The 22,668-nt window shown below is 62.9% G+C and carries 27 protein-coding genes and 1 tRNA gene; 6 read left to right on the top strand and 22 right to left on the bottom strand.

The genetic code is table 11. From position 1 onward, the window contains the following. Positions 1–36: 36 nt before the first annotated feature. On the bottom strand, positions 37–618 hold the full coding sequence (locus tag HWY30_RS31770; RefSeq protein WP_090800696.1) for a peptidylprolyl isomerase: 582 nt from the start codon (positions 616–618) through the stop codon (positions 37–39). A gap of 50 nt (positions 619–668) precedes the next feature. Beyond that, the gene (locus tag HWY30_RS31775; protein WP_090800695.1) at positions 669–1,460 is read right to left on the bottom strand and encodes a tetratricopeptide repeat protein; all 792 of its coding nucleotides are present in this window, start codon (positions 1,458–1,460) and stop codon (positions 669–671) included. Between the two features lie 250 nt (positions 1,461–1,710). Here HWY30_RS31775 and cysS point away from each other — a divergent pair, with 250 nt between their 5' ends. From cysS to HWY30_RS31805, 6 genes are all read left to right on the top strand, one after another. After that, positions 1,711–3,108 carry a cysteine--tRNA ligase gene (cysS, locus tag HWY30_RS31780; protein ID WP_090800693.1) on the top strand — a complete coding sequence of 466 codons (1,398 nt, stop codon included), beginning with the start codon at positions 1,711–1,713 and terminating at the stop codon, positions 3,106–3,108. 47 nt (positions 3,109–3,155) lie between these two features. Continuing rightward, positions 3,156–4,280, top strand: coding sequence for a DNA-3-methyladenine glycosylase family protein (locus tag HWY30_RS31785; protein WP_090800692.1), 1,125 nt, complete (start codon positions 3,156–3,158; stop codon positions 4,278–4,280). 128 nt (positions 4,281–4,408) lie between these two features. After that, positions 4,409–5,380 (top strand): acetyl-CoA carboxylase carboxyltransferase subunit alpha, encoded by a 972-nt coding sequence (locus HWY30_RS31790; protein WP_090800690.1) that lies wholly within the window; start codon positions 4,409–4,411, stop codon positions 5,378–5,380. A 53-nt stretch (positions 5,381–5,433) separates the two neighbouring features. Then, complete coding sequence (tilS, locus tag HWY30_RS31795) at positions 5,434–6,909, top strand: tRNA lysidine(34) synthetase TilS (RefSeq protein ID WP_090800689.1); 1,476 nt, start codon at positions 5,434–5,436, stop codon at positions 6,907–6,909. Between the two features lie 415 nt (positions 6,910–7,324). Beyond that, a complete protein-coding gene (locus tag HWY30_RS31800) occupies positions 7,325–8,575 on the top strand; it encodes an aspartate kinase (RefSeq protein ID WP_090800687.1) in 1,251 nt (416 codons plus the stop codon). A gap of 180 nt (positions 8,576–8,755) precedes the next feature. Then, positions 8,756–8,849 (top strand) — tRNA-Ser (locus HWY30_RS31805). Between the two features lie 238 nt (positions 8,850–9,087). Here HWY30_RS31805 and HWY30_RS41135 read toward each other — a convergent pair. The 20 genes from HWY30_RS41135 to HWY30_RS31900 form a co-directional block, all read right to left on the bottom strand. Continuing rightward, positions 9,088–9,225, bottom strand: coding sequence for a hypothetical protein (locus HWY30_RS41135; RefSeq protein WP_167368594.1), 138 nt, complete (start codon positions 9,223–9,225; stop codon positions 9,088–9,090). Between the two features lie 47 nt (positions 9,226–9,272). After that, entirely contained in the window at positions 9,273–9,953 is a 681-nt protein-coding gene (locus HWY30_RS31810; RefSeq protein ID WP_090800684.1) for a hypothetical protein, read from the bottom strand. 4 nt (positions 9,954–9,957) lie between these two features. Next, positions 9,958–10,281, bottom strand: coding sequence for a hypothetical protein (locus tag HWY30_RS31815; RefSeq protein WP_090800682.1), 324 nt, complete (start codon positions 10,279–10,281; stop codon positions 9,958–9,960). 102 nt (positions 10,282–10,383) lie between these two features. Beyond that, the gene (locus tag HWY30_RS31820) at positions 10,384–10,632 is read right to left on the bottom strand and encodes a hypothetical protein (protein WP_090800680.1); all 249 of its coding nucleotides are present in this window, start codon (positions 10,630–10,632) and stop codon (positions 10,384–10,386) included. Then, positions 10,625–10,837 carry a hypothetical protein gene (locus HWY30_RS31825; RefSeq protein ID WP_090800679.1) on the bottom strand — a complete coding sequence of 71 codons (213 nt, stop codon included), beginning with the start codon at positions 10,835–10,837 and terminating at the stop codon, positions 10,625–10,627. Before HWY30_RS31825 ends, HWY30_RS31820 begins: the two co-directional genes overlap by 8 nt. A 28-nt stretch (positions 10,838–10,865) precedes the next feature. Further along, a complete protein-coding gene (locus HWY30_RS31830) occupies positions 10,866–13,145 on the bottom strand; it encodes a transglycosylase SLT domain-containing protein (protein WP_208524344.1) in 2,280 nt (759 codons plus the stop codon). 39 nt (positions 13,146–13,184) lie between these two features. Then, positions 13,185–13,748, bottom strand: coding sequence for a terminase small subunit (locus HWY30_RS31835; protein WP_090800677.1), 564 nt, complete (start codon positions 13,746–13,748; stop codon positions 13,185–13,187). Beyond that, positions 13,741–14,316, bottom strand: a complete 576-nt coding sequence (locus HWY30_RS31840) for a hypothetical protein (protein ID WP_143037106.1) — start codon at positions 14,314–14,316, stop codon at positions 13,741–13,743. Before HWY30_RS31840 ends, HWY30_RS31835 begins: the two co-directional genes overlap by 8 nt. An 18-nt stretch (positions 14,317–14,334) precedes the next feature. Then, complete coding sequence (locus tag HWY30_RS31845) at positions 14,335–14,808, bottom strand: Bbp16 family capsid cement protein (RefSeq protein ID WP_090800674.1); 474 nt, start codon at positions 14,806–14,808, stop codon at positions 14,335–14,337. Between the two features lie 11 nt (positions 14,809–14,819). Continuing rightward, entirely contained in the window at positions 14,820–16,172 is a 1,353-nt protein-coding gene (locus HWY30_RS31850) for a hypothetical protein (RefSeq protein ID WP_143037105.1), read from the bottom strand. A gap of 18 nt (positions 16,173–16,190) precedes the next feature. Further along, the gene (locus HWY30_RS31855) at positions 16,191–16,580 is read right to left on the bottom strand and encodes a single-stranded DNA-binding protein (protein ID WP_090800671.1); all 390 of its coding nucleotides are present in this window, start codon (positions 16,578–16,580) and stop codon (positions 16,191–16,193) included. Positions 16,581–16,692: 112 nt separating this feature from the next. Then, positions 16,693–16,923: a hypothetical protein gene (locus HWY30_RS31860; RefSeq protein ID WP_090800670.1), complete on the bottom strand. Its 231-nt coding sequence runs from the start codon at positions 16,921–16,923 to the stop codon at positions 16,693–16,695. After that, on the bottom strand, positions 16,920–17,123 hold the full coding sequence (locus HWY30_RS31865) for a hypothetical protein (protein WP_090800668.1): 204 nt from the start codon (positions 17,121–17,123) through the stop codon (positions 16,920–16,922). The genes HWY30_RS31860 and HWY30_RS31865 overlap by 4 nt, the downstream gene beginning before the upstream one ends. 260 nt (positions 17,124–17,383) lie before the next feature. Beyond that, the gene (locus HWY30_RS31870; protein WP_090800667.1) at positions 17,384–18,598 is read right to left on the bottom strand and encodes an AAA family ATPase; all 1,215 of its coding nucleotides are present in this window, start codon (positions 18,596–18,598) and stop codon (positions 17,384–17,386) included. After that, positions 18,595–19,425 (bottom strand): DUF7146 domain-containing protein, encoded by an 831-nt coding sequence (locus HWY30_RS31875; RefSeq protein ID WP_090800665.1) that lies wholly within the window; start codon positions 19,423–19,425, stop codon positions 18,595–18,597. Before HWY30_RS31875 ends, HWY30_RS31870 begins: the two co-directional genes overlap by 4 nt. Continuing rightward, the gene (locus HWY30_RS31880; RefSeq protein ID WP_143037104.1) at positions 19,422–19,607 is read right to left on the bottom strand and encodes a hypothetical protein; all 186 of its coding nucleotides are present in this window, start codon (positions 19,605–19,607) and stop codon (positions 19,422–19,424) included. Before HWY30_RS31880 ends, HWY30_RS31875 begins: the two co-directional genes overlap by 4 nt. Positions 19,608–19,618: 11 nt before the next feature. After that, positions 19,619–19,837, bottom strand: a complete 219-nt coding sequence (locus HWY30_RS31885; RefSeq protein WP_167368593.1) for a helix-turn-helix transcriptional regulator — start codon at positions 19,835–19,837, stop codon at positions 19,619–19,621. A 102-nt stretch (positions 19,838–19,939) separates the two neighbouring features. Further along, positions 19,940–20,437, bottom strand: a complete 498-nt coding sequence (locus tag HWY30_RS31890) for a hypothetical protein (protein WP_143037103.1) — start codon at positions 20,435–20,437, stop codon at positions 19,940–19,942. 114 nt (positions 20,438–20,551) lie between these two features. Then, a complete protein-coding gene (locus tag HWY30_RS31895; RefSeq protein ID WP_090800659.1) occupies positions 20,552–20,842 on the bottom strand; it encodes a hypothetical protein in 291 nt (96 codons plus the stop codon). 99 nt (positions 20,843–20,941) lie between these two features. Then, positions 20,942–22,243 (bottom strand): tyrosine-type recombinase/integrase, encoded by a 1,302-nt coding sequence (locus HWY30_RS31900; RefSeq protein ID WP_090800658.1) that lies wholly within the window; start codon positions 22,241–22,243, stop codon positions 20,942–20,944. Between the last annotated feature and the right edge of the window lie 425 nt (positions 22,244–22,668).

Raw genomic sequence — 22,668 nt, forward strand, 5'->3', positions numbered from 1 at the left:
GGCTTCGGCCGCGCGGGTTCGCTTGCCCGTTCGTTTTTACTTGCTCACCACCGTCGCCGACTGGATCACGATCGGCTTCTGCGGCACATCGCTCATCGGGCCGCGCGTGGTGGTGGGCGTGGCTTCGATGCGTTTCACGACGTCCATGCCGCTCGTGACCTTGCCGAATACCGCGTAGCCGTTGCCGTCCGGATTCGGGTAGTCGAGATTGGCATTGTCCACCGTGTTGATGAAGAACTGCGCGGTGGCCGAATTCGGGTCGCTGGTGCGCGCCATCGCGATCGTGCCAGCGGTGTTCTTCAGACCGGTGCGGCTCTCGAGCGGAATCGGCGCGCGCGTCGGCTTCTCGACGAAGCTCTGCGTATAGCCGCCGCCCTGGATCATGAAGCCCGGAATCACGCGATGGAAGATCGTGCCGCTATATTGGCCGGCTTTCACGTAGTCGAGGAAATTGGCGACCGTCTTTGGCGCTTTCTCGGGATACAGCTCGACGCGGATGTCACCCTCCGACGTCTTCAGCAGCACGGAAGGATGAGCGGCCTGCGAACCGGACTGCGCAAAGGCGGGTGCGTTTGCGATCAGGGCGGCGCTGCCGAGCGCCAACATCAACCATTTCATGAAAGTCCTCGGGGTTGGAGAAAACTTGCGGCAGGCAACGAGCCCGGCGCTCAGCGCGACGGCGCCATGTACGGCGGCATGGCGAGCGAGCCATTCGGGCCGCCGAACTGGAAGCTCGGGCTGTCCGTGATGTTCGACGTGGGGTGCGCGGCGGGCACGGTCGTCTGCTCGGCGGCTGGCTGTGACGCCGCGGTAGCGGGTGTTGCCGGCGACACGACCTTCTGGATATCCGCGAGACGCTGCGCGGTCCTCGGGCTCGCCTTGCCGAGGCTCTCCGCGCGACGGTACGCGGCATCGGCGAGGCGCAGATAGAGGTCACCGAGGTTCTCGAACGCGAGGCCGTAGTTCGGATTGACCTGGGTGGCCATCTCGAGCGCCGCGCGCGCTTCGGTCAGACGGCCTTGTCTCGCGAAGAGTGTGGCGAGGTTGTTGTACGGCTCGGGCAACTCGGGATACAGCTGCGTGAGTTCGGTGAACGCAGTGATCGCTTCGTCGTCGCGATTCAAATGCACGAGCACGTTTGCGCGTTTGAACTTCGCTTGTGCGTCGTGCGGATTCGCGGCGACGCGCGCATCGAGTTGGGTCAGCGCGGCTTGCCAGTTTTTCTGCGCGATCAACGCGTCGATTTCCGGCGTATTGTCACGCACGGCGGGGCCTTGCGGCATCACCGCGGTCTTCTGCGCATAAGCGCTCGCGACCGGCACCGCGGCAAGTGCGGCAACGACGGTGACGCGCCACGCGAGGGCACGCGCCGCTTCGAAAGTAACGCCACCGACAACGTTGCCAAACGCAGTCGCGGCGAGGGTCGCAGCGCTGTGCGCGCGGCCGCTGGAGTGTTTCATAGGCTCAGGTCTGGATGTTATACTCCGAGCCATTCTAACAAAAGGTCTGCGCGTTCCGTCGAACCGCCGACTGTCTTTTCGCCACTCGTGGCCGTCTCCGCCCGGTTCGCAGCCTCGTCTGCAGCCTGATCGCCGCACGAGGTGCGCCGGTTTCAGCTGTATGCGATGCACCCGTTATCCTGTTCGTTTCGCGGGTCGCGGCGCGCATGAAGCACAATGCGGACTTCTTTCGGCCCACGCACCGCTCTCTATGGAATCTCTGCGCATTTACAACACGCTCGCGCGTGACAAACAGACTTTCGTGCCGCTGCGCGAAGGTGTCGTGCGGATGTACGTCTGCGGGATGACCGTGTACGACTATTGTCACGTCGGTCATGCGCGGGTGATGGTCGTGTTCGACATCGTGCAGCGCTGGTTGCGTGCGCTTGGCTACAACGTGACTTACGTGCGCAACATTACCGATATCGACGACAAGATCATCAAGCGCGCAGTCGAGAACGGTGAAACCATCAAATCGCTGACCGATCGCTTCATCGCCGCGCTGCATGAAGACGCGGACGCGCTCGGCATCGAGCGTCCGGATATCGAGCCGCGCGCGACCGACTTCATTCCGCAGATGCTCGGCATGATCGAGACGCTCGAGAAAAACGGCTACGCCTACCAGGCGAGCGACGGCGACGTCAACTACGCGGTACGCAAATTCGCAGGCTACGGCAAGCTGTCGGGCAAGTCGCTCGAAGACCTGCGCGCTGGCGAACGCGTGGCGGCCAACGACGCGAAACAGGACCCGCTCGACTTCGTGCTGTGGAAGCAGGCGAAGCCCGAGGAACCGGCCGACAGCGGCTGGGATTCGAAGTACGGGCGCGGTCGTCCCGGCTGGCACATCGAGTGCTCGGCGATGGGCTGCACGCTGCTCGGTGAACAGTTCGACATTCACGGTGGCGGCCAGGATCTGCAGTTTCCGCACCACGAAAACGAGATCGCGCAAAGTGAGGCCGCGACCGGACAAACATTCGTCAATTACTGGATGCACAACGGCTACGTACAGATCGACAATGAGAAGATGTCGAAGTCGTTGAACAATTTTTTTACGATTCGCGAAGTGCTCGCGCAGTACGATGCGGAGGTGGTGCGTTTCTTCATCGCGCGCGCGCATTACCGCTCGCCGTTGAACTACAGCGACGTACATATCGACGACGCGCGCAATGCACTCGCGCGTTTGTACACGGCGTTGAAAGACGTGACGCCCGATAGCGCCGTGCTCGACTGGAACGAAGCGCACGCGCAGCGTTTCCAGGCGGCAATGAACGACGACTTCAACACGCCGGTGGCCGTGTCGGTGCTGTTCGAGCTGGCCACCGAAGTGAACCGCATGCGCGACCCCGCGCTGGCCCGTCAATTGCGCGCGCTTGGCGCGGTGCTCGGGCTGCTCGGACGCGAACCGCGTGCATACCTGCAGCAGGCAGCGGGTGCTGCAGCCGAAGGCGCGCTCGAGCCCGTCGCGATCGAAGCGAAGATCGCCGCGCGCATCGCCGCCAAGCAGGCAAAGGACTATGCGGCAGCAGACCGGATCCGGGCCGAATTGCTCGATGCCGGCGTTGCCCTTGAAGACAAACCCGGCGGGTTGACCGAGTGGCGGCGCGTGTGAGCGCACCTCGTACTTCCCTCTGAACGACTCGCCAGGCAGGAGGCAGGATGGCAACGGCCACGAAGACGCCGGCTAAACGCGCGGCGTCTCAAACCAGTGCGGCAGCCGCGGCATCGGCTGCCGCAGCGTCGGCAGCCGCAGCATCGGCTGCCGCAGCTCAGTCGACTCGTGCGGGCGGCGGCGCGGTAGACAAAGCGCCCTCGAAAGCGGGCGGGGCGGCGGCGAAAGCCGACTCGGCCGCGGCAAAGAAGAGCGCGGCCAAACGCTCGCTCAATGGCGCGGGCACTGAAGCTGCGCACGCGCCTGCGAAACGCGCGAAAACGGCGTCGCGTGCGAAGGGCAACGGTGCGTTGCCGGCCAAACTCGCGGCCGAGCTCGCCGACGACGTGCAGGAACTCGCGCGTGACAAGAACGCGGGCGAAGTCGTGCGCAAGACGCGCGTATCGGCCACCTCGGCGAGCACGGCCAGCGCGGGCGGCGAAGCGGCCGGTGTCGCATCGCTCGCGAACGAAGTCGCGGTGCCGGTGCAGATCGGCGGTCTCGCGCCTGAAGTCACGCGTCCCGCGTATTGGGACAAGGCGTGCGCGGATCTCGTCAAGCGCGATCGCATTTTGAAGAAGCTGATTCCGAAGTTCGGCCCCGTGCATTTGCTGAGTCGTGGCGATCCGTTCGTCACGCTTGCGCGCTCGGTGGTCGGCCAGCAGATCTCGGTCGCCTCGGCGCAGGCCGTGTGGGCGAGGGTCGAAGTCGCGTGTCCGAAGCTCGTGCCGCAGCAGTTCATCAAGCTCGGTCTCGAGAAGCTGACCGCGTGCGGTTTGTCGAAACGCAAGGCCGAGTACGTGCTCGATCTCGCGAGGCATTTCGTGTCGGGCGCGTTGCACGTCGGCAAGTGGACGTCGATGGACGACGAGGCGGTGATCGCCGAACTCACGCAGATTCGCGGCATCGGCCGCTGGACCGCGGAGATGTTCCTGATTTTCAACCTGTCGCGTCCCGACGTGCTACCGCTCGACGACCTCGGCCTGATCCGCGCGATCAGCGTCAACTATTTCAGCGGCGAACCCGTCACGCGCAGCGAAGCGCGCGAGGTTGCCGCGAATTGGGAGCCGTGGCGCACGGTGGCGACCTGGTACATGTGGCGTAGTCTCGATCCGTTACCGGTCGACTACTAAAGAAGAACAGGAAACGAAGCCGTTTCAGAGACTATCGCGTATATGATATCGATAGTTGAGAAATGGTTTTGACATCGGCGCACGCGGTTAGAATACGCGCTGCCCGGTAAGTCCAAGGATTACAACCAATGAAGACCACGTTTCTGGATTTCGAACAGCCGATCGCTGAACTCGAAGCGAAGATCGAAGAATTGCGCTTCGTGCAGGACGACTCGGCCGTCGATATTTCGGAAGAGATCGAGCGGCTGTCCAAGAAGAGCCAGCAGCTCACCAAAGATCTGTATGCGAACCTCACACCGTGGCAGGTTTCGCAAATCGCCCGTCATCCGCAGCGTCCGTACACGTTCGACTACGTGAGCGAGCTGTTCACCGACTTCCATGAACTGCATGGCGACCGCAACTTCGCGGACGATCTGTCGATCGTCGGCGGTCTCGCGCGATTCAACGGCCAGGCGTGCATGGTGATCGGTCATCAGAAGGGCCGCGACACCAAAGAGCGCGCGCTGCGCAACTTCGGCATGCCGCGTCCGGAAGGCTATCGCAAGGCCGAGCGGCTGATGCGCCTCGCCGAGAAGTTCGGCCTGCCGATCTTCACGTTCATCGACACGCCGGGCGCGTACCCGGGCATCGGCGCGGAAGAGCGGGGCCAGTCCGAAGCGATCGGCCGCAATCTGTACGTGATGGCCGAGCTGAAGACGCCGCTGATCGCGACGATCATCGGCGAGGGCGGCTCGGGCGGCGCACTCGCTATCGCGGTGGGCGACAGCGTGCTGATGTTGCAGTTCTCGACCTACTCGGTGATCTCGCCGGAAGGCTGCGCATCGATCCTGTGGAAAAGCGCCGCCAAGGCACCGGAAGCAGCGGAGGCGCTCGGCCTGACCGCGCATCGTCTGAAGGCGCTCGGTCTGATCGACAAGATCGTCAACGAGCCGCTCGGCGGCGCGCATCGCGATCCGAAGGGCATGGCGGCGATGCTGCGCCGTGCGCTCGCCGATTCGCTGCGCCAGTTCCAGGGTATGAGCACCAACGACCTGCGCGAACGCCGTTTCGAACGGCTGATGGCGTACGGCAAATTCAAGGAAACGACGCCGGGCGCATAAGCCCGCGCGTTGGCCTGTCTCTTTCGTCCACCGGCGCTTTCCGCGCTAACGACGTGACCACCACCGCCGACTCATCCGCCGAGCGCCTCGTGATCGAGGCGCTCGGCGCCGCGCTGTCCGGGCTCGATTCGAACGCGCGCATTGCGGTCGCATTCAGCGGCGGCGTCGATTCGAGCGTGCTCCTCGATGCGGCGGTGCGCGTCGCGGGTGCGTCGCGCTGTACCGCGCTGCACGTGCATCATGGTTTGAGTCCACATGCCGATACGTGGCTCGCGCACTGCGAGGCTTTCGCGCGCGAACGTGGCGTCGAATTCGACGCGCGACGCGTGGATGTTTCGCGCGCGCCGGGCCTGAGCATCGAGGCCGCGGCACGCGACGCGCGTTATCGCGCGCTCGAAGCGATGTGCGCAACGCACGGCATTGGCACGCTATGGCTCGCGCAGCATGCGGACGATCAGGCCGAGACCGTGCTGCTGCAACTGCTGCGCGGCGCGGGGCTCGCGGGTCTCGCGGCGATGGCGCCCGGCTCGCTGCCGACAGGTGCGTCGACGACACGCGTGCGGCCGCTTTTGCATCTGCTGCGCGCGCAGCTCGAACACTATGCGAGCGCGCGCAAGCTGCGCTGGATCGACGACGAATCGAACGCGGACACGCGTTATGCGCGCAACGCCTTGCGTCATCAGGTGATGCCGGTGCTCGCGGTGCACTTCCCGGGCTTTCGCGATGCGCTCGCGCGCACGGCCGCGCATTCGGCATCGGCGCAGCGATTGCTCGACACGCTCGCGCGCGCCGACATGGAAAGCGCGTCGCGCGATGAAGGACGCGCCCTCGCGCACGACGTGCTGCTCGCTCTCGACGACGATCGCGCGCTCAATCTGCTGCGCTACTGGATGCGTACGCTCGGCTTCGTCGCGGCATCGAGCGCGCGTGTCGCGGATGCACTGCGGCAGTTGCGCGAAGTGGCAGCGGGGCAGGACGGACATCGGCTCCGCATCGATCATGCGGGGCATGCGTTGCGCAGCTATCGCGGCCTCGTCTACTGGGAAGCCGGCGATAGCAGCGAACCCGCCGACGAAACCGCGCTCGTCGAGCGCGAGATCAGTGAACTCGCGTGGCAAGGGCAAGAGATCTGGCATTTGCCGCAATGGCGCGGCACGTTCGTGTTCGCGATGGTGGATGCAGCCGCTGCTTCCGACGTAGCCGACGCAACGCACGCAGCGCCACGTAACGAAGCATGCGACATGGTTCCCGTCAGCGTCCTGCAACGAGCCTCTCTAAGAGTGCGGGCGCGCCGCGGCGGAGAACGCATGCGCATCGGTGTGCCGAACACGCCGAGCCGCACGCTGAAGAACCTGTTTCAGGAGCGCGGCATTCCCGCATGGAAGCGCGACGTGCCATTGCTTTACGTTGGCGATGAACTGCTGTTCGTGCCGCTGATCGGCGTGAATCGCGGGACTGTGCGCGACGCATCTCCGGAGCGCGAAGCGTGCGTGAAAATCGTCTGGCGCGAGGATCTGCTGATCGCCTGAGCGCCGGTCGGACAGTCGCGCAAGCGGTGCGTGCAGATGTCGAAAGCGTGAAACAGGGCGCAAATCAACGATAAAACAGGCCATTGCAGGCCTGATTCGACGCATTTGAGCGCTCGTTGCGTCTTGTCTTTTTGCGCCTAATCAGGTACTTTAACTTGTTTGCCCGACCCGATTTCGCCGTCGCTTTTGTCGCTATCGGTCGTTAGTGCCGGCAGGCGTGCGTGATCCGTCGTCGCCGTTCAATTCCGATCAGCCATTTGCGATTTCATCCCGGGCAAATCCGCGCGTGCTGCACGCGTGCTGCATCTACGCCGCCACACACTTTGCCGCCGTTCACGAGACGTTGCGCCCCTGTGCTTTCTGTGCGGTCGTCTCCAGCGCGCCAGCGCGGTTTCTCTTCCAGTTCAGAACGACAATGGCACTCATCGTACATAAATACGGCGGCACCTCGATGGGCTCGGTCGAGCGCATCAAGAACGTCGCCAGGCGCGTCGCGAAATGGCACAAGGCCGGCCATCAGATGGTCGTCGTGCCGTCGGCAATGTCCGGCGAAACCAATCGCCTGCTTGGCCTCGCGAAAGAAATCACGACTCAACCGAGCCCGCGTGAACTCGACATGATCGCCGCCACCGGCGAGCAGGTCAGCTCGGGTCTGCTCGCGATCGCGCTGCAGGAAGCCGGCGTCGAAGCGGTCAGCTACGCAGGCTGGCAGGTGCCGGTCAAGACCGATAGCGCGTTTACGAAAGCGCGCATCAGCGACATCGACGGCGAGCGCGTCATGCAAGACCTCGCAGCCGGCAAGGTGGTCGTGATCACCGGCTTCCAGGGCATTGACCCGGACGGCCACATCACGACGCTCGGCCGCGGCGGCTCGGACACGTCGGCAGTCGCGGTCGCGGCCGCGCTGAAGGCCGACGAGTGCCTGATCTACACGGACGTCGACGGTGTGTACACCACGGACCCGCGCGTCGTTGAAGAAGCGCGCCGGCTCGACCGCGTGACGTTCGAAGAAATGCTGGAAATGGCCAGCCTGGGTTCGAAGGTGCTGCAGATCCGCTCGGTGGAATTCGCCGGCAAATATCAGGTGAAAACGCGCGTGCTGTCGAGCCTGACCGATCCGCTGATGCCACTCGACGAAGAAATGAAGTCGGGCACCCTGATTACTTTTGAAGAAGACGAGACCATGGAAAAAGCAGTCATCTCGGGTATCGCGTTCCAGCGCGACGAAGCTCGTATCGCCGTGATGGGCGTGCCCGACAAGCCGGGCATCGCGTATCAGATTCTCGGCCCGGTGGCGGACGCGAATATCGATGTCGACATGATCATCCAGAACCAGAGCGTCGAGGGCAAGACGGCATTCACGTTCACGGTCGGCCGCGGCGACTATGCGCGTGCAATGGAAATCCTCACCGGCACGGTGAAGGCGCACGTCCAGGCCGAGCAGGTGCTGGGCGACCCGAAGGTGTCGAAGGTGTCGGTGGTCGGCGTCGGGATGCGCTCGCACGTCGGCATCGCCAGCAAGATGTTCCGCACGCTGTCGGAAGAGGGCATCAACATTCAGATGATCTCGACCTCGGAGATCAAGATTTCGGTGTTGATCGACGAAAAGTACATGGAGCTCGCGGTACGCGCGCTGCATAAGGCCTTCGAACTCGATCAGGCATAAGTGGCGGGAAAAACGGGGCGCTCTGGAGCGTTCCGTTTGTTTTGTGGCGTTCATGTGAATGAATTGCGTGATGAGACGCCACGTTGGCACAAATAATGTTCGTCAGACATTGACCTTATCGGCCCGGCCCGCTATGATCTTGGCTTCGTCGCACTGACTCCCTGTGCGACAGAAAGTTTGGGAGACGTGGCCGAGAGGTCGAAGGCACTCCCCTGCTAAGGGAGCATCTGGGCCAAAACCTGGATCGAGGGTTCGAATCCCTCCGTCTCCGCCAGTGCATCAATGAATACGGGCCTTTCGGCCCGTTTTTCATTTCTACCCACACCGCTACCCACACGCATGCGCGCGGTGCAATTTCCACCCGCTGGCTGCTTTTCGATGCGTTGTCTACGAACGACACAGGGTGGCTCGCCCGGCAGCTAACGCGGCTCGGCAAAGAGACTTACCGGGGAACAGATGAAAAACCCCGCTCTTGGCGGGGCCTCCGGTATCAGATCCTACACGCCCAGTCCCTACACGTCGGAGCCGGTCTTAGTAGTCTTCGCCATTGCAGTTAGCTCTTCCAGCAACGGTGCCCGGTCACCCGCTGCATCGCAGATAGAGAACTGATCCAAGCGCGTTCCAAAGTTATTGCGAAAGTACTTCTTCATTCGGCTCTTGAAACCGCTTACTGCCTGCCCGTTCGAGGACCGAACGTTCATGTGGCACGGATCGTTGTTTGCGGCTGCTTCGAAGGCAACAGCAGTCTCAGGGGGGAGGTCGCGAAATCGCCAGTAAATGGGGGGATCAGAAGACTGGGGGGCGTAAAACGTTCTGAGATGCGCACAGACGCTACCTGACTCTCTCTCAGCACACGAGGCACAGAAGATGGAGAGGCCGCCGTCGCTCGATGGCTCGAAAGCCATTCCGTTCCAGCAACCGTCGAGTTCATCGAAATGCTTAGGGTGAAGGGCGCGAACGTACATAATTGTTTTGCGATGCCTATCAATTTCTCCGTCGCCTCACCTACGGTGATAGATTCATCGAAGGAAATTTCTTCGCGTCCTCTTTCATGCGTGCAGGTTGCGGCCCCGTTCTCGACTTCGATTTCAATCAAGTCCTCTCCGTGCTTGAAGCTGACCAACACGGAGCCCTCAACGCCGGGGAAAGCATTGACCCTCCAAAGTCCGTGGGCAACGCCCGACTTCAGAATGCTTAATGCATCTCTGACGTTGTCTTCGGTTGCTGGCACTCCCTCTCCAAAGTGCCATCCCTCATTAAGCCGACCGAATCCATTGATTTTCTCCGCGACGTAACGCCATCTGGCGACGCCCGATTCGAACTTGCGCTCTTCGAAGCCTGAAAGGCTCGCCTTATAAATGAACGAAACCGAATTCATTTTCTCACCCTCGGGGAACGACTACCGCCCCGGCCTTCTGAAGACTGTTGCTGATGTCGTCAGAGGACGGGAGACTCAGGCCCGCCGCTTTATCAAATTCCTGTATGCCCTCGACGAGCTTGTCGCGAAGGGAGCGCAACGTTTCATGAGACAGGCTTAGCTTTCCGACGACGTTCTCATTCTGGTTGAGAAAGATCGTGACGTCAGCTGGCCCGTAAGCAATAGCAAAGCCGTTGAAGTACATATGGGGGACCATAGCGGCGCTCATCTTCCGGAAAGCATCTTCAGGGGAAGCGGGCGCTGCACTAGGATTGGCTTGGTCCGTCATGGCATTCTTCCGAAAAATGTGGTGTTCTGCTACAGCTTAGCATACGGTCGCTCGGCTCTCCTCCATGTTCGCCAACGATCACAGCCGCGCCGTACGCTCGCGCTACCAGACGAGCCTCGCTTCCCTCACACGCTGTGCCGTCAGCGCCTCGCCGCAGAATCTCGTGTGCACCTCAAGGATTGCGATGCCGTAGCTGTGACTAGGCTCGCTGCCTTTCTCCCACGATTGGACGGTCGAGCGGCTCGTCAGCATGATGTTCGTCAGGCGATAACCCGACACGCCCGTCGCTCTCAGATCGGCGAGCACGTCGAGCCAATGGACGCGCGCGACGAGGACGAGGATGTCAGTCACCGATCAGGCTCGTCGTGCCGATCGTGGCCTGATGCTGCACGCCCTGAGCACTGGTCTTGATGGTTGCGCCGACACCGGCCCTGTTCGCGGCTTGCGCCTCGGCCTGACTGGCCGCTGTGGACTCAGCAGGTTGCTGGACCTGAGGCGGTGGCGGCGGTGCCGCGGGAGTGGGTTTGGGTGCTGCTATGCTGGTTGCGCCGCCCATTTTCAACTCCTTGAAAAGTGTTGGCCTATCACGGCGCAGGCTGATAGCTCTGGCGCGCAAGGTACTGCGCGGGCGTCTCTCCGGGTCTGCGCAAACGTGCGCTGGCCGTCGGCGTCAACTGCACGCCGCCCGGTCGCCCTGTCGACGGTGCAGGCGCATTCGGCGTGAACGGGTTCGGCGTGGTGCCGGTCGGCTGAGTCTGCAGACCCTTCGCCTGATCGGCCACGATCTGCGCTTCAGTCGGCATGAATGCCATCACGCGCGATGGCTTGAGCGCGTAGTCAGGCGAGGATGGATCGAACAGGGACTGCGGATCTTTGCCGGCCTTGCGGTACGTGGCGATCTGCTGATCAAGAGCGAAGCCGAAACGGTAGGCCGCCTCCGGCGCCGCCCCCATCTGTCCAATGCTGTTCACGGAACCGTTGAGCATTTTTTGCGCGGTCTGCTTCACGCCGTTGACCTGTTTCATGAACGCGTTATTTTCCGGCGAGTTCAGTTCCTTCATTTCGGTGATGAGGTGCTGACTGTCCGTGTAGTTCAGCCCCTGCGAGATCAGCGGCGTGATCTGCGACGGGTCGCTGATGCGCTCCGGATCGCCAATCGGCAGGTTGATGCGGCGCTGCGTGTCATTGAAGACTTTCGGGTCGCTGGCCGTGTACTCGCCGTTGGCCTTGCGCGTGTTCTCGCTATACAGCTTGTTGACGCTCAGCTGGTTCTGCGGCGTGAGGTGTGCATAGGTCGCCTGCAGTTCCGGCGGCAGTTCGCTGGTCGACTGGAAGCCACTTTTGATGACGGCGTCCTGCACCGTCGTCATGTTCGAGTAATCCCAACCACGGATGTCCTGAACCTGCCGGGCCCAGTTCTTGTCGGCCTCGGCAACTACCTGATCGGCATAGACCGGGTCACCAGGCCGGCGCTGCTCGGCCTGCGCGCGTGCCTGTGCTTCAACATCAGCCCGCTTACCCTCCAGAACGTCGGCAGTCAGCGGTGCGCCCGCATTGGGACCGTACAGGGAATTGCGCACGGCGCCGAGGTTGGCAGTGTATTGATCCGTGTTCGGACCTGTCGCCGTGGTCGAGCCGCCATAGTAGAAGCGATCGACCTTGGACCTGTCACCACCAGCGGCAGAGTTGGCCTGCACGACCAGCCGGCCCAGACCGTCGATCGCCTGCGCCGGGTTCATCGGATCGACGCCAAGTGTCTTGGCCGTTGCGTCGGTGAGCTGGGCAATACCTTTCGCACCCTGAGAGCTCACCGCGTTCGGATTGAAGCCGGATTCAGCCGCAAGACGCAGCTTGATCTCTGTCGGGCTGATGCCGTACTTCTGCGCCGTCTGGTTGATGATGTCGTCATACTGCGAGGGCTTCTTCACCAGCGACACGATGCCGTCGACCTGCTGCTGGCTATAGGGCTTCACCGTGTCGGCGTTGAAGTTCTGCGGGACAGGCCCGGCAGGCGTGCGCCCCGTTGCGTTGGCGTAGGCCGTCTGACCATCGGTAGCCACGTACTGCGCGGTCGTCGTCTGGTGGAGTTCGCGCTCGATGGAGTACCGGATCTCGGGCGAAAACATCCCGATGTTGTCCTCATAGAACTTCTGGGCAGCAATCGGATTGCTCTGTTCGAGCTGTCGCGTACGCGCTTCGTATGCACCGGACAGGTCTTTCTGGCGCTGCTGTTCCGCTGCGTCACCATCGAGTCCCATGATCTTCGAGGAGCGCAGGCTGGCTTCCTGGATCTGTGCAAGACCACTGTTCCACGCGTCGGGAATATCGGCATTGTTCAGCGCGGTCTTCACCCCCAGATCAACGGCCCCACGCGCCTCCGTGTAGTTGTAGTTCGTCGTCTGCTGCGCGGCGTGGTCACCCAGGCTTCCCATCGCGCCGCGCAAGCCCCAGTGTGCATAGCCGTCAAAGACACGCTGCGCCGCGGGGTTGAGCGAGTCGCGCGCTTCGCTGTACGCATCCTGCAGCTTGCCCTGATAGGCGCCCTGCTGGTCCATCGCGTCTTTCCCGCGCAGGGTCTTGTACCCGGGGATGCCCTTGTCGGCGTTGCCGTTCATCAGGTCGTCGGCGGTCTGCTGAAACTGGTTGGCAGCGGACATTGCCGACGCCTCGTTGGTGAATTGCTGCTTGGCCAACGTGGTCTGCATCGTCTCGTTGCCGGCGTTCTCCAGCGATTGCCCGATGCCCTGCGCAGCGCGCGCGGTCATGGCGCCGAAGGCCTCGGGCGTGGCCGCCGGGACGTTCTCGTACGGGAGCGAGCCCTGCGAGAAAGCGGACTGTTCTGTCGGTAGTGGGATGGATGGCATGGGAGCCTCGAATGTGTGGGTAAGGGTCGGGGTAGGCGCTCAATGCATCTCGGCAACGCTTGCAGGTGAAGGCCCAGGGGCGGAGAGACGGTCCGCGCTGCTCCGTTGCACAAGCGCGCGACGCCGCTCCTGCTCCTGCAATACCTCGGCGCGCTTACGCTCGTTCGGATCATCGCTTTCCAGCATTCGCGGCAGGTCGTCCAACCGGCTCTGCGTCACTTGCTCGATGAGGTCGGCCAGCGTCAGTTTCTGCTCGACTTCCACCCGCTCGACATAGAATCCGGCCGCCTTGCCCCGCAGCGCTTCTGCCTGAATGGCGGCACTGAAGTTGCCCTTCCGCTGCGCAGCGTCACGCAACTCGGCCAGCTTCGCGAGGTGCGACTCGAACGTGAACTGCGCGTTATCGATCGCGGGCTGGCGCAACTCCCTGAGCCGCGCGGCGATCTTCGGGTCGTCCATCAATTCCTTGGCCCTGCGGTTCACGGTCGACGGCATCGCCTGCGAGGCGTCATAGGAACGCCTGTACGCGTCGCTCGCGTTGCCGGTCTCGATGTACGCACAGCAGAAGGCCTCCTGCTTCTGCGTGAGCTTGAACTCAGCCATGGCCGCGATCCTTCTTGCGCTGGGCAGCGCGGTGCACGAACTTGATGAAGTCCGGGTCGTTGCCCAGGCCCGACTCGCCCAGCCACGCGCTGATGTTCGGATAGCTCTTCTTCGCGTCCTTGATGTATGCCTTCACCTCGGCGATCCGCTCGTCCGTCTTATCGCCCCACGCTTCCAGCATCCTGGCTTTCGCTTCGTCGCTGGTGAACGGCACGCGTCCGTTCTTTATCGAGCGCTTGTAGAGGGCCACCGCGGCGCGGGCTGCCGTGGTGCCGAGCTGCATCGCATGCAGGGCCTTCTTCGCATGGTCGATCTCGTGCGGGCGCTCGAACGAATAGCCCTTCAGGTCAAAGGCCGCGTTGTAGTCGGCCGTCGACGCTGCAGGCGTCTCGTTCCAAAAGACCTGATCGAGCTCGGGCGGCGCAGCGTCCCATGGGGTCCACTCGCCATTGCCGATGCTGTTGGCCAGCTTCGGCGAAATGCCCACCGTAGCGGGCTCGATCTTCTTTCCGTCCGGCTGCATGCCGACGGTGGGATAAAGGGCTTGGGCGAGAGTTTTGTCAGTCATGATTCGTTTCCTCGTGGGTTAATTGTTGACCGTGATGCCGGCCCGGTAGCCGGATTGGAAAGCGCCGTTCATAACCTGGTCTTCACGTCCGATTACCAGCGTCGAGGTCAGGGCGCCAGTGTTGAACACGCCAGTGCCGACCGTGTAGAGCAGACGCAGGTAACGGGGGATCGCGACGCCAGTAGGCGGCCGCGGCAGGCCAAGATCGAAGGGACGCACACCAGCGACGAGCGCCGCCGCAGGCACAGCAGCCGACGATGCATATGTGGTCCAGGCGCTGTTATCGGTCGAACCCTGGAAGCTGGCCTGCAACGTGGCGCCGTTAAACGTCGTGAAGGCCGTCGTGACGAGGCACATGAGCTTGGGAACGGCGTACTTGCCGCCGTCAACACCGAGGTCGCGGAAGGTCCACAGGTCCAGCGTGTTGGTCGAAGGGATCGTGCTCGTGATAGCAGCGGCCGAATCAAAGAACAGACTTGCATCTAAGATCATGATTTTTCCTTTCAGTCAGCATCGGTGGATTGAGTGGGGAAAATGCCCGGCGGCACGAGTTCATGTCCGCGCGTAACCTCGGCCCATGTATCCCCGGTTTGGAGTTCAGCCGTCTCGGGTTCGACTTCGCGCACCTCGATCAACTCCAGGTAGTTATCGGCGAGCCTTTCGACGATGTTTCCGAGCTGCATGTCCACGACCTGCGAGGGCGTCTCGTACCTCAACAATCCGTTCAGGCCGTGCGACGACAGGTCGGTGAAGAACTCGGGATCGAGGCCGGCGGAGCGCAGGAAGTGACCCATCAGCGCGCACGACACCGGTTCTGTCCACGGCGTGGCAACCTCGTGCTGCCCGGTCATGACAGGCCATGCTTTCCGGTAGACGACGTTGACGTCGTGCAGGTAGCCAGAGACCGCCTTGCCAAGGTCGGTGAGCAACCCCTCGATCTTCGGCCCATACGCTTCGACCCGACGCGCCGCATCGCGCACTGCCTGGCATTGCAGGACGCGACGTTCCGCCTCGGCATACACGCTCGCGCGCTGGAGGTCTGCACTGACCTGCGCCAGTGCCGCCGTAAGCTGCTCAACGTGAGCGCTTGCCTGCGTATGCTTCTCGACGGCCTCGTAGTAGGCAGCCTCGGCCTTGAAGCCGCCCTCCACAGCAGCGAGCGCGGTCTGCTTGCGTGCGTCCTGTGCAAAGTGCAACACACGCTGCGCGTCGGCGAGCTTGCGCTTAATGTCGGTCTGGCGTGCCGACAGCCGCGCGTAACGGGTGCTGGCGCTCTCGGCCGGCTCGGTGGGTTGTGCGGGCTCGACAGGTGCCGACGGTGCGGCCGTGTCGTCGTCCACTGCGTCACCGATGATCGAGCCGTCCTGCTCGGGTGCGGGCGTCGGCTGCATGGCTTCTGCTGGCTCGACATGCTGCTCATCGAACACGGCTGCCGCTACTTCCTGATGCGGTTGTCCCATCGTCGGGCTGGACCAGTACTGGGCACGCACGCCCTCGATGCGGCGCTGCTGTCGGTCAAAGCCCAGCTCGCGCAGGATCGCTGCGACGCGCATCTGCTCGCTGCGGTCCCATCCGCCGGGCGTGAAGTGCAGGCCATGTTCGAGCACGTCATCGACGGTGAACGGCTGCGTCTGAGTCGCGACGTATGCCTCCACCGACGCGCGCCAGTTGCTCAGTTCGGGATCGTCGCCGTCCTGCACGTCCGGGAGCGGGTCAAATTCGCCCGTGGCGGACTCGGCGGACTCCGGGTGAGGGGTGGATGCCTCCGACGTCGCGAGCGGCTCCAAGACCTGGGAATACTGACTATCGCTGGCGCCATCGTGCGTCAGGTCTTCGATCGGGTTGATCTGTTCCATCATTCGTTTCCTCGTGGTTTAAAGGTCGTCGTCGAAATCGAGGGCGCTTGCTGCCGGCTTGCGCTGCTCACTACCTGCTTCCTTGCTCACCGCCTTGCGCTTGCGCTGCACGTGGTAGGTCGTGAGCACCTGCGCCGCCACCATGTCGAGCGCTGGCTTCGCGTTGCCGTCACGGTCGGTCCATACTTTCGGCGTCAGGCTGCCGGCCAGCGCCACGGCTTCGCCGTCATCCAGTGCCAGCAGCGCGGCCTTCGCGGAGTCGCTGAACGCGATCACGTTCACGAAGATCGATTCGCCGTCGCCCATGGCAGCGCGCACCTTCGCGGTCACGAAGACCTTGCCGGCGCCCGAGCGGCGCTCCTCGGCTGTCTTGAAAAGCTTCCCGGCTATCAATGCGTCGATGCTCATCGTGGTTCCCTTCGCGGCCTGAGTGTGGGTAGCGGTGTGGGTTGTGACATCACGGTCCTGCGAATGCGTTGCCAGACAGGGCATCCATGCGGACGCTGACTCCGCCTGACGTTCATTCCTGCCGCTCCATCCGGGCCATCAGCGCCCTGGCCGCCGCGTTACGCAACACCGCGCACGTCGATGCCGGCAACAGGTGGGCGTTCTGCGCCAGCTCGTCAACGATGCCTAGCAGCATCGCGTCCGGATCGAACCGATAGCCCGCCTGTCGTGCCTCGACGGCGAAGCTCGACACGAGATTCATCTCGTGGTCGAACGCCGTCATCTCATCTGGCCGATCGTTCATTTCGCTTCCCCCTTGCTCTGTTGACCCGCGTTCATCACACGCCACAGTTCGCGCCGCTGTGACTCGGCCGCCGCATCGCCGTGCTTCGCCCGTACCGCTTCCACCAGCGAGACAGCAGGACCGTAGTCGCCGCGCTTGCCCGCATGCACGGCCCGGATGAAGCGCCGCCATGCCTCCAGCCGCTGTTCCTTCAGGCCCATTGCTTTCCCCTCGCGCGCGCAGAACGTGCAACATTTCCCACGATTGGCTTGCGCTATCGAAACACATGGGTAATTGCCCCTTTCGTGCCCCGGCAGTGTCCCAACCTTGCCCGGCATAACCCTGCTCAGTGAAGTACGCGGGCACAGACACAGGGTGGACACACTGGACACCTCTCTATAGAGAGGTGTGTCCGCTGTGTCCTGTGTCCCGAGACACAATCCGTGCTTTGTGTCCGGTTGTGTCCGCTGTGTCCGCTGCATCATTTCACCCACAACCACTCGCCAGATTTGGCGTAAATACCACTGGCGAGCATTCCATCAATCGCCCGTCTGGCAAGGGTTTTGCGCCTTTTTGCCTCGCACGTCAGAGCGCCCGCGCCGGCTTCGATCGCATCCTCAACGGAGACACAGGGACGGCCAACCGGGCTGTGTCCTTTGCCGAAATCGGTGGACACAATCAGCCTCTGTTTGATGGCCTCAAAAACGAGCTTTTGTGTGTCTCCGCGCGGGTACTTGGGAGCCTCGCGAGGCTGTTCGCATTCCTCGGACTGCAGCACAAGGCTAGTCACCGGATCACCGTCCTCGTCGACCACGCCGAGATCGATAACCCGGGTAGAGAACGCCATCGGCTCCGGGTGCGCCGCGTCCTTCATCTTCAAACACTTCAGCCGGATCACGCCGTCGTCGCGGGTGATCTGGTATTCGGCGTCGACGCCTGCCTTGAGAGCGCCTGAACCTCGCCCGCGGTTCTTGTCGGCGATGCCGCTGTGATGGATCACGAGCACACAGGCGTTAAAGCGGTGCTTCAGCGCGCCATCGATCGCATTGATGAACTGCGACATGTCGGCCGTGCTGTTCTCATCGCCGCCCATGTTCCGCGCGAGTGTGTCGATGACGATCAGCACTGGTGCCACGCCGGCCGCATCTGCCATCTGTTTGATGGTGTCCGCCACCCGGTCCGCCTCTTCGAGCGAGATGAGCTGCGTCGAGTGGTTGCTGAGGAAAATCGGCGCGGCTGACAGATCCACGCCATGGTCCAGCCCCCATGCGTGGAAGCGCTTGTGGAGGTTATTCAGGCCTTCGCCCGCGATGTAGAAAGCGGCGCCCGGCTGTTTCACGTGCTTGCCGTGCCATGGCGTGCCAGTGGCAACCGAGCACGCCATGCCGACCCCCACGAAGGATTTCCCGACCTCAGGATCGCCGAACATGTCGACGATGCTGTTTCTCTCGATGATCGGCTTGATCACCCAGTCAGTCGGCTGGATGGAGCCCATCTCGCCGAGGCGCGTGAAGCCGAATTGCCGCACCGGAATACGATCCGCGCCCGGTTCACCGGCGATTTCGCCGTTCACACAGGCGTCGTATTCCGCTGCCATCTCGGCATATCCATCGTTGGTCGCGACCTCGCGCAACGGCTCCGGCCTGACGAACGGCTCAATGACCGCGCGGATGGTGGCCTTGTTGTCTCTGCTCATGCCGCACCCGCCAGCGTGTCGTTAAGGTCGTTCTCTGCCTGCCGCGTCACGAACACCTCGCGGTCTGCATGCACCCAGCGCACAGCGCATGCATTGGCCGCGTCGATGCCGGCAGGGTCGTTATCGACGCCAATGGTCAGGCTCTCGATACCCGGCAGCACCGGGAATTGCGCAAGGTTGCCCGCGTCGATGCATGACCACACCGGCTCGAATCCATGTGCAAGGCTCAGCGCCGTTTCGATGCCTTCGGCAATGCCAAGCCCCGAGGCGACCGCTTCATCGGGCCACAGACGGATCACGCCGCCCTGCTTGCGATGGCCACCGAGCAGCATCCGCGGCGGATCGACGTCAGCCTTGGTGCCGTCGGCATTGATCCACGTTCTGTGCAGGCTGATCGGCTCGCAAGTGATTGCGTCGGTCACCAGCCCGATCAGTGCCGGCCCGACATAGCCGCTCGGGTGCTTCAGTGCAGGATGCCAGCGCAGGTCACCATCGGCCGGCGGGATGCAGCAGCGGCGCTCAGTCAGGTAGCCGCGCGCGACGCCGGCGACGGGCTTGCTGCCGGCCCACAGGTCGCGGCCATAGTCCGACAAGGTGTCGTGCTTCGCGATCGGCGCAGTGGCCCGGATGCGAGGCGTATCAGAGGCTGTGACATGGACGCCCTGCTCGGGGCGGAAGGTCTCGACGTGATTGCACCGGAAGCAGTGCGCGACGCCTTTGCCGTCCCATTCGATGGTTATGCCAAGCGTCTTGTCGCGTTCGCCGCGCCCGCACTCAGGACAGGACGCACGATGCTGGCCGGGTTCGTATTGGCTCCACGCGATCATGCAGCCGCCGCTTGTTCTAAATGCTTCTGAAGTAGACGGCAGAACCCGACGCGCGCCGAATCGGTTTCAAGCCGAGCCAAGGTCAGATAGATCTCGTTCGGGACGGCGATGTCGGTGGCAATGTTCGCCAGCACCGCGGCGGCTGCGTGCTCGCCTGCAACGTATTGAAGGGGATCGCTCACGGTCGCTCCGATCAGGCAGCGCGCTTCGAGTGCACCCACTCGGCAAGTGACCGCATGCTGTACACCGTGCACTTCGTGGACAGCTTGATGCCCTTCGGGAAGGTCGGGTCGTACTTCGCGTACTTGAAAAGGGTGCTCAGACCGATGCCGAGATACTCCGCCGCCGCGTTCGGGCGAAGGTGGCGATCGTCAGTGAGATTGGTGCCGAGTGAGGAGATTACAGGGTGCATGACGCGCTCCATGCTTAGAGTCAACGCAGATGCGGTGCATCTACTTGGCTCTAGAGTAAGGAGCGCGTCCGTACTTGAGACGGGTCAGAATTCCGGAGATTCTTAGAACGCGCCGCCGATGATCGAACCGCCATTCGCGACGAGACGTTCGACCAGTTCGTCCACTTCCCGGTCTTGCCGGATGCGCGCCCGAAGCCTTCGTTCGTATCGCTCGTCCATGCCTACCAGCGTCACGCGGTGCAAGGCGCGAATTTTGTCAGGGCGCGGCCTTCCCGACCGGCTATTGGCTGCCGCGTGGCACGCCACGGTGAGGTTATGACGGTGCCAACGAATGGGAGTCAGGAGCCCGCCAAACCATCTCGCCAGATCCCGGGGAATGCGCGCCTCGAACTCGTCGCCGCTCCGCTGGCGTTTTGCCATCTTCTGAAAGAGCTTGCCGAGGCGCTCGGCGTTTGCAGCCAGTTCGGCGCGGTACTCTGGTGTGTCATTGATGAGACAGACAGCGGCGAAGGCTGCGGGGTCGAACTCATGAAGCAGCCAGCGAGCGGCTGCAGCGACGTCGCCGCGGTGCGTGGTCACGTACGCGTGCTTACTTGTCATTCTCACCTCGACGATCTGCGCGGCGGAGAAGCACTCCGCCGCCGTCCCTTGTTCTGCGTGGGATTGCGGGGCGCGTTGACCTGCTACCCCGCCGCCTACCCGCACGCGCGGCCGTCACACCCTCGGGAGTTTTTTGATAGCCCGTATCGCCATCAGAAGGTGGTACGCCGCCTCATACGCCACCTCATTGATGGTCGCCTCGTACTCGGCGATCCGCTCCTCGGGCGTGGGCGTGCGCTGCGCCTCATGCCGGGACTTCTGCGCGCGCTGCCTCCGCTCGCGGTTGAGCATGGGAACGTCGCGCGGTGTCGACCCGCGACGCCGCGCATTCAGCACGGGCGGCCGGTCAAAAGCCGTGTGCGTCAGGACTTGGGTGTCTGACGCGATAGAATCGTTCTTAGCCATGGTGTGATCTCCTCTGAAGATCATGCTGTGGTCAGGCGACCATGGTGCGCCAACACCCTGGCCGCCGCTACCTGATACCGTCAGGCTGCGGTCTTCAATCTATGCCGCGCGCGCCGATCCGATCGATGCCACGGTCGACGAGTTCGCCACGGTCGCGCAGAACTTCGCCCATTCGTTCATCAGCCGGCGGCGCTTCTCGAACAGATCGCCGCGCCGATACGCTGCCTCAACCTTGTTGCCGATCGCGTGCGCGAGCGCCATCTCGACAACCTCGCTCGCATAGCTCGTGCGCTCGGCCGCCCAGTCGCGGAACATCGAGCGGAACCCGTGCGGCACAACCGCGGCATTCTGCTGCTTCGGATCGCGCCACGTCGGCGGCTCGCTGTCTCCGTTCATGCGCTTGATGACGGACGCGAGCGTCATGTCAGAGAGGGGCTTCGTGCCTGTAGAAAAGACCAGCGGGCCGGTTTTCGTCTTGCTCAGCCGCTCGACGATCGCCGCCGCGCGCGTAGAGAGTGGCACCGCGTGCTCAACCTTCATCTTCATGCGCGCGGCCGGCACCGTCCAGACCTTCGCCTCCAGGTCGAACTCTTCCCACCTGGCGCCGCGCACTTCGCCGGAACGCGCGGCGGTCAGGATCTGGAACTCGAGCGCGAGCGCGGCGAGGCCTTCACGGGCGCGCAACTCGGCCATGAATGCGCCGGCCTGAATGAACGGGAGCGCCGGCATAGGGCGCACTGCGCGTACCTTCTCGCGCGACGGCAGGAGCGCTTCCAGATGCCCGCGCCAGCGCGCCGGGTTGTCGCCGGCGCGGAACCCGCGCACGGTCGCCCAGTCGAGGATGTTTTCAAGACGGCCACGCAGGCGGCTGGCGGTCTCGGGCTTCTCCTTCCAGATCGGCTCAAGCACGCGCAGCACGAACCCCGTATCGACGTCCTGAACGGCCAGCAGGCCGACCACGGGCGCGGCGTAGGTCTCGATGGTGTTCGTCCACTGAGAGGCATGCTTCGAATTCTTCCAGCCGGGCGAGTGGGCACTGATGTAAGCCTTCGCGCACGCCGCGAACGTCATCGACGTGGCGGCCCTGAGGGCGGCGTCGCGCTGTTCCTGATCCTTTTTCAACCTCCGGGCTTCGATCGGGTCAACGCCATCGTTGAGCAGGCGACGGCAATCGGCGGCCTTCTCGCGTGCATCAGCAAGGCTCAGCGCATTGAGCGAACCGAGCCCCATCTCTCTCGACTTCCCGTGAATCTTGAACCGGAAGATCCAGCTCTTCGAGAGACTCGGCGAGACCTGCAGGTACAGGCCGCCACCGTCCCCGAAATAACCGGGCTCTTTAAGCTTGCTGACGCCAGCCGCGGACAGCTTGTGCAGCGCTCCCAATCCCTTCGTTGCCATCATCTACCCCCACTCTTACCCACACCCATTGCGTAGATTCTAGTAGATGATCGTGGAGTATACAAGAGCAGTATGTGCGGAAAGCGCCTGTTTTTCAGGGGGTTATGACGGATAGGGGAGAGAGATGTAGACAACCGTAGAGAAACAAATGGCGGACTCCGTCTCCGCCAGCAATGGTGGCGAAACCCCGCAGAGTCTAGCTCTGCGGGGTTTTTGTTTTTGCGCGGCTTGATTTTGATCTCGCTCGCTACTTCAGCGACGTCAGCGGCATTCCCGCCCTCCAGCGTGTGACCACGTCCTACGTGAATAGGCAGGTCTGCTGATCAATGCATGGCGCCGTTAGCCCGCCACGCTGGTCCGCAGAAAACCGCGCCAGATCCGGCGCGGCAGGCAAGGAGTCCGCATGACTGATCCCGTCGTGCCGCTGA

Source organism: Paraburkholderia tuberum STM678, from assembly GCF_902833905.1.
Taxonomy (GTDB): Bacteria; Pseudomonadota; Gammaproteobacteria; order Burkholderiales; family Burkholderiaceae; genus Paraburkholderia; species Paraburkholderia tuberum.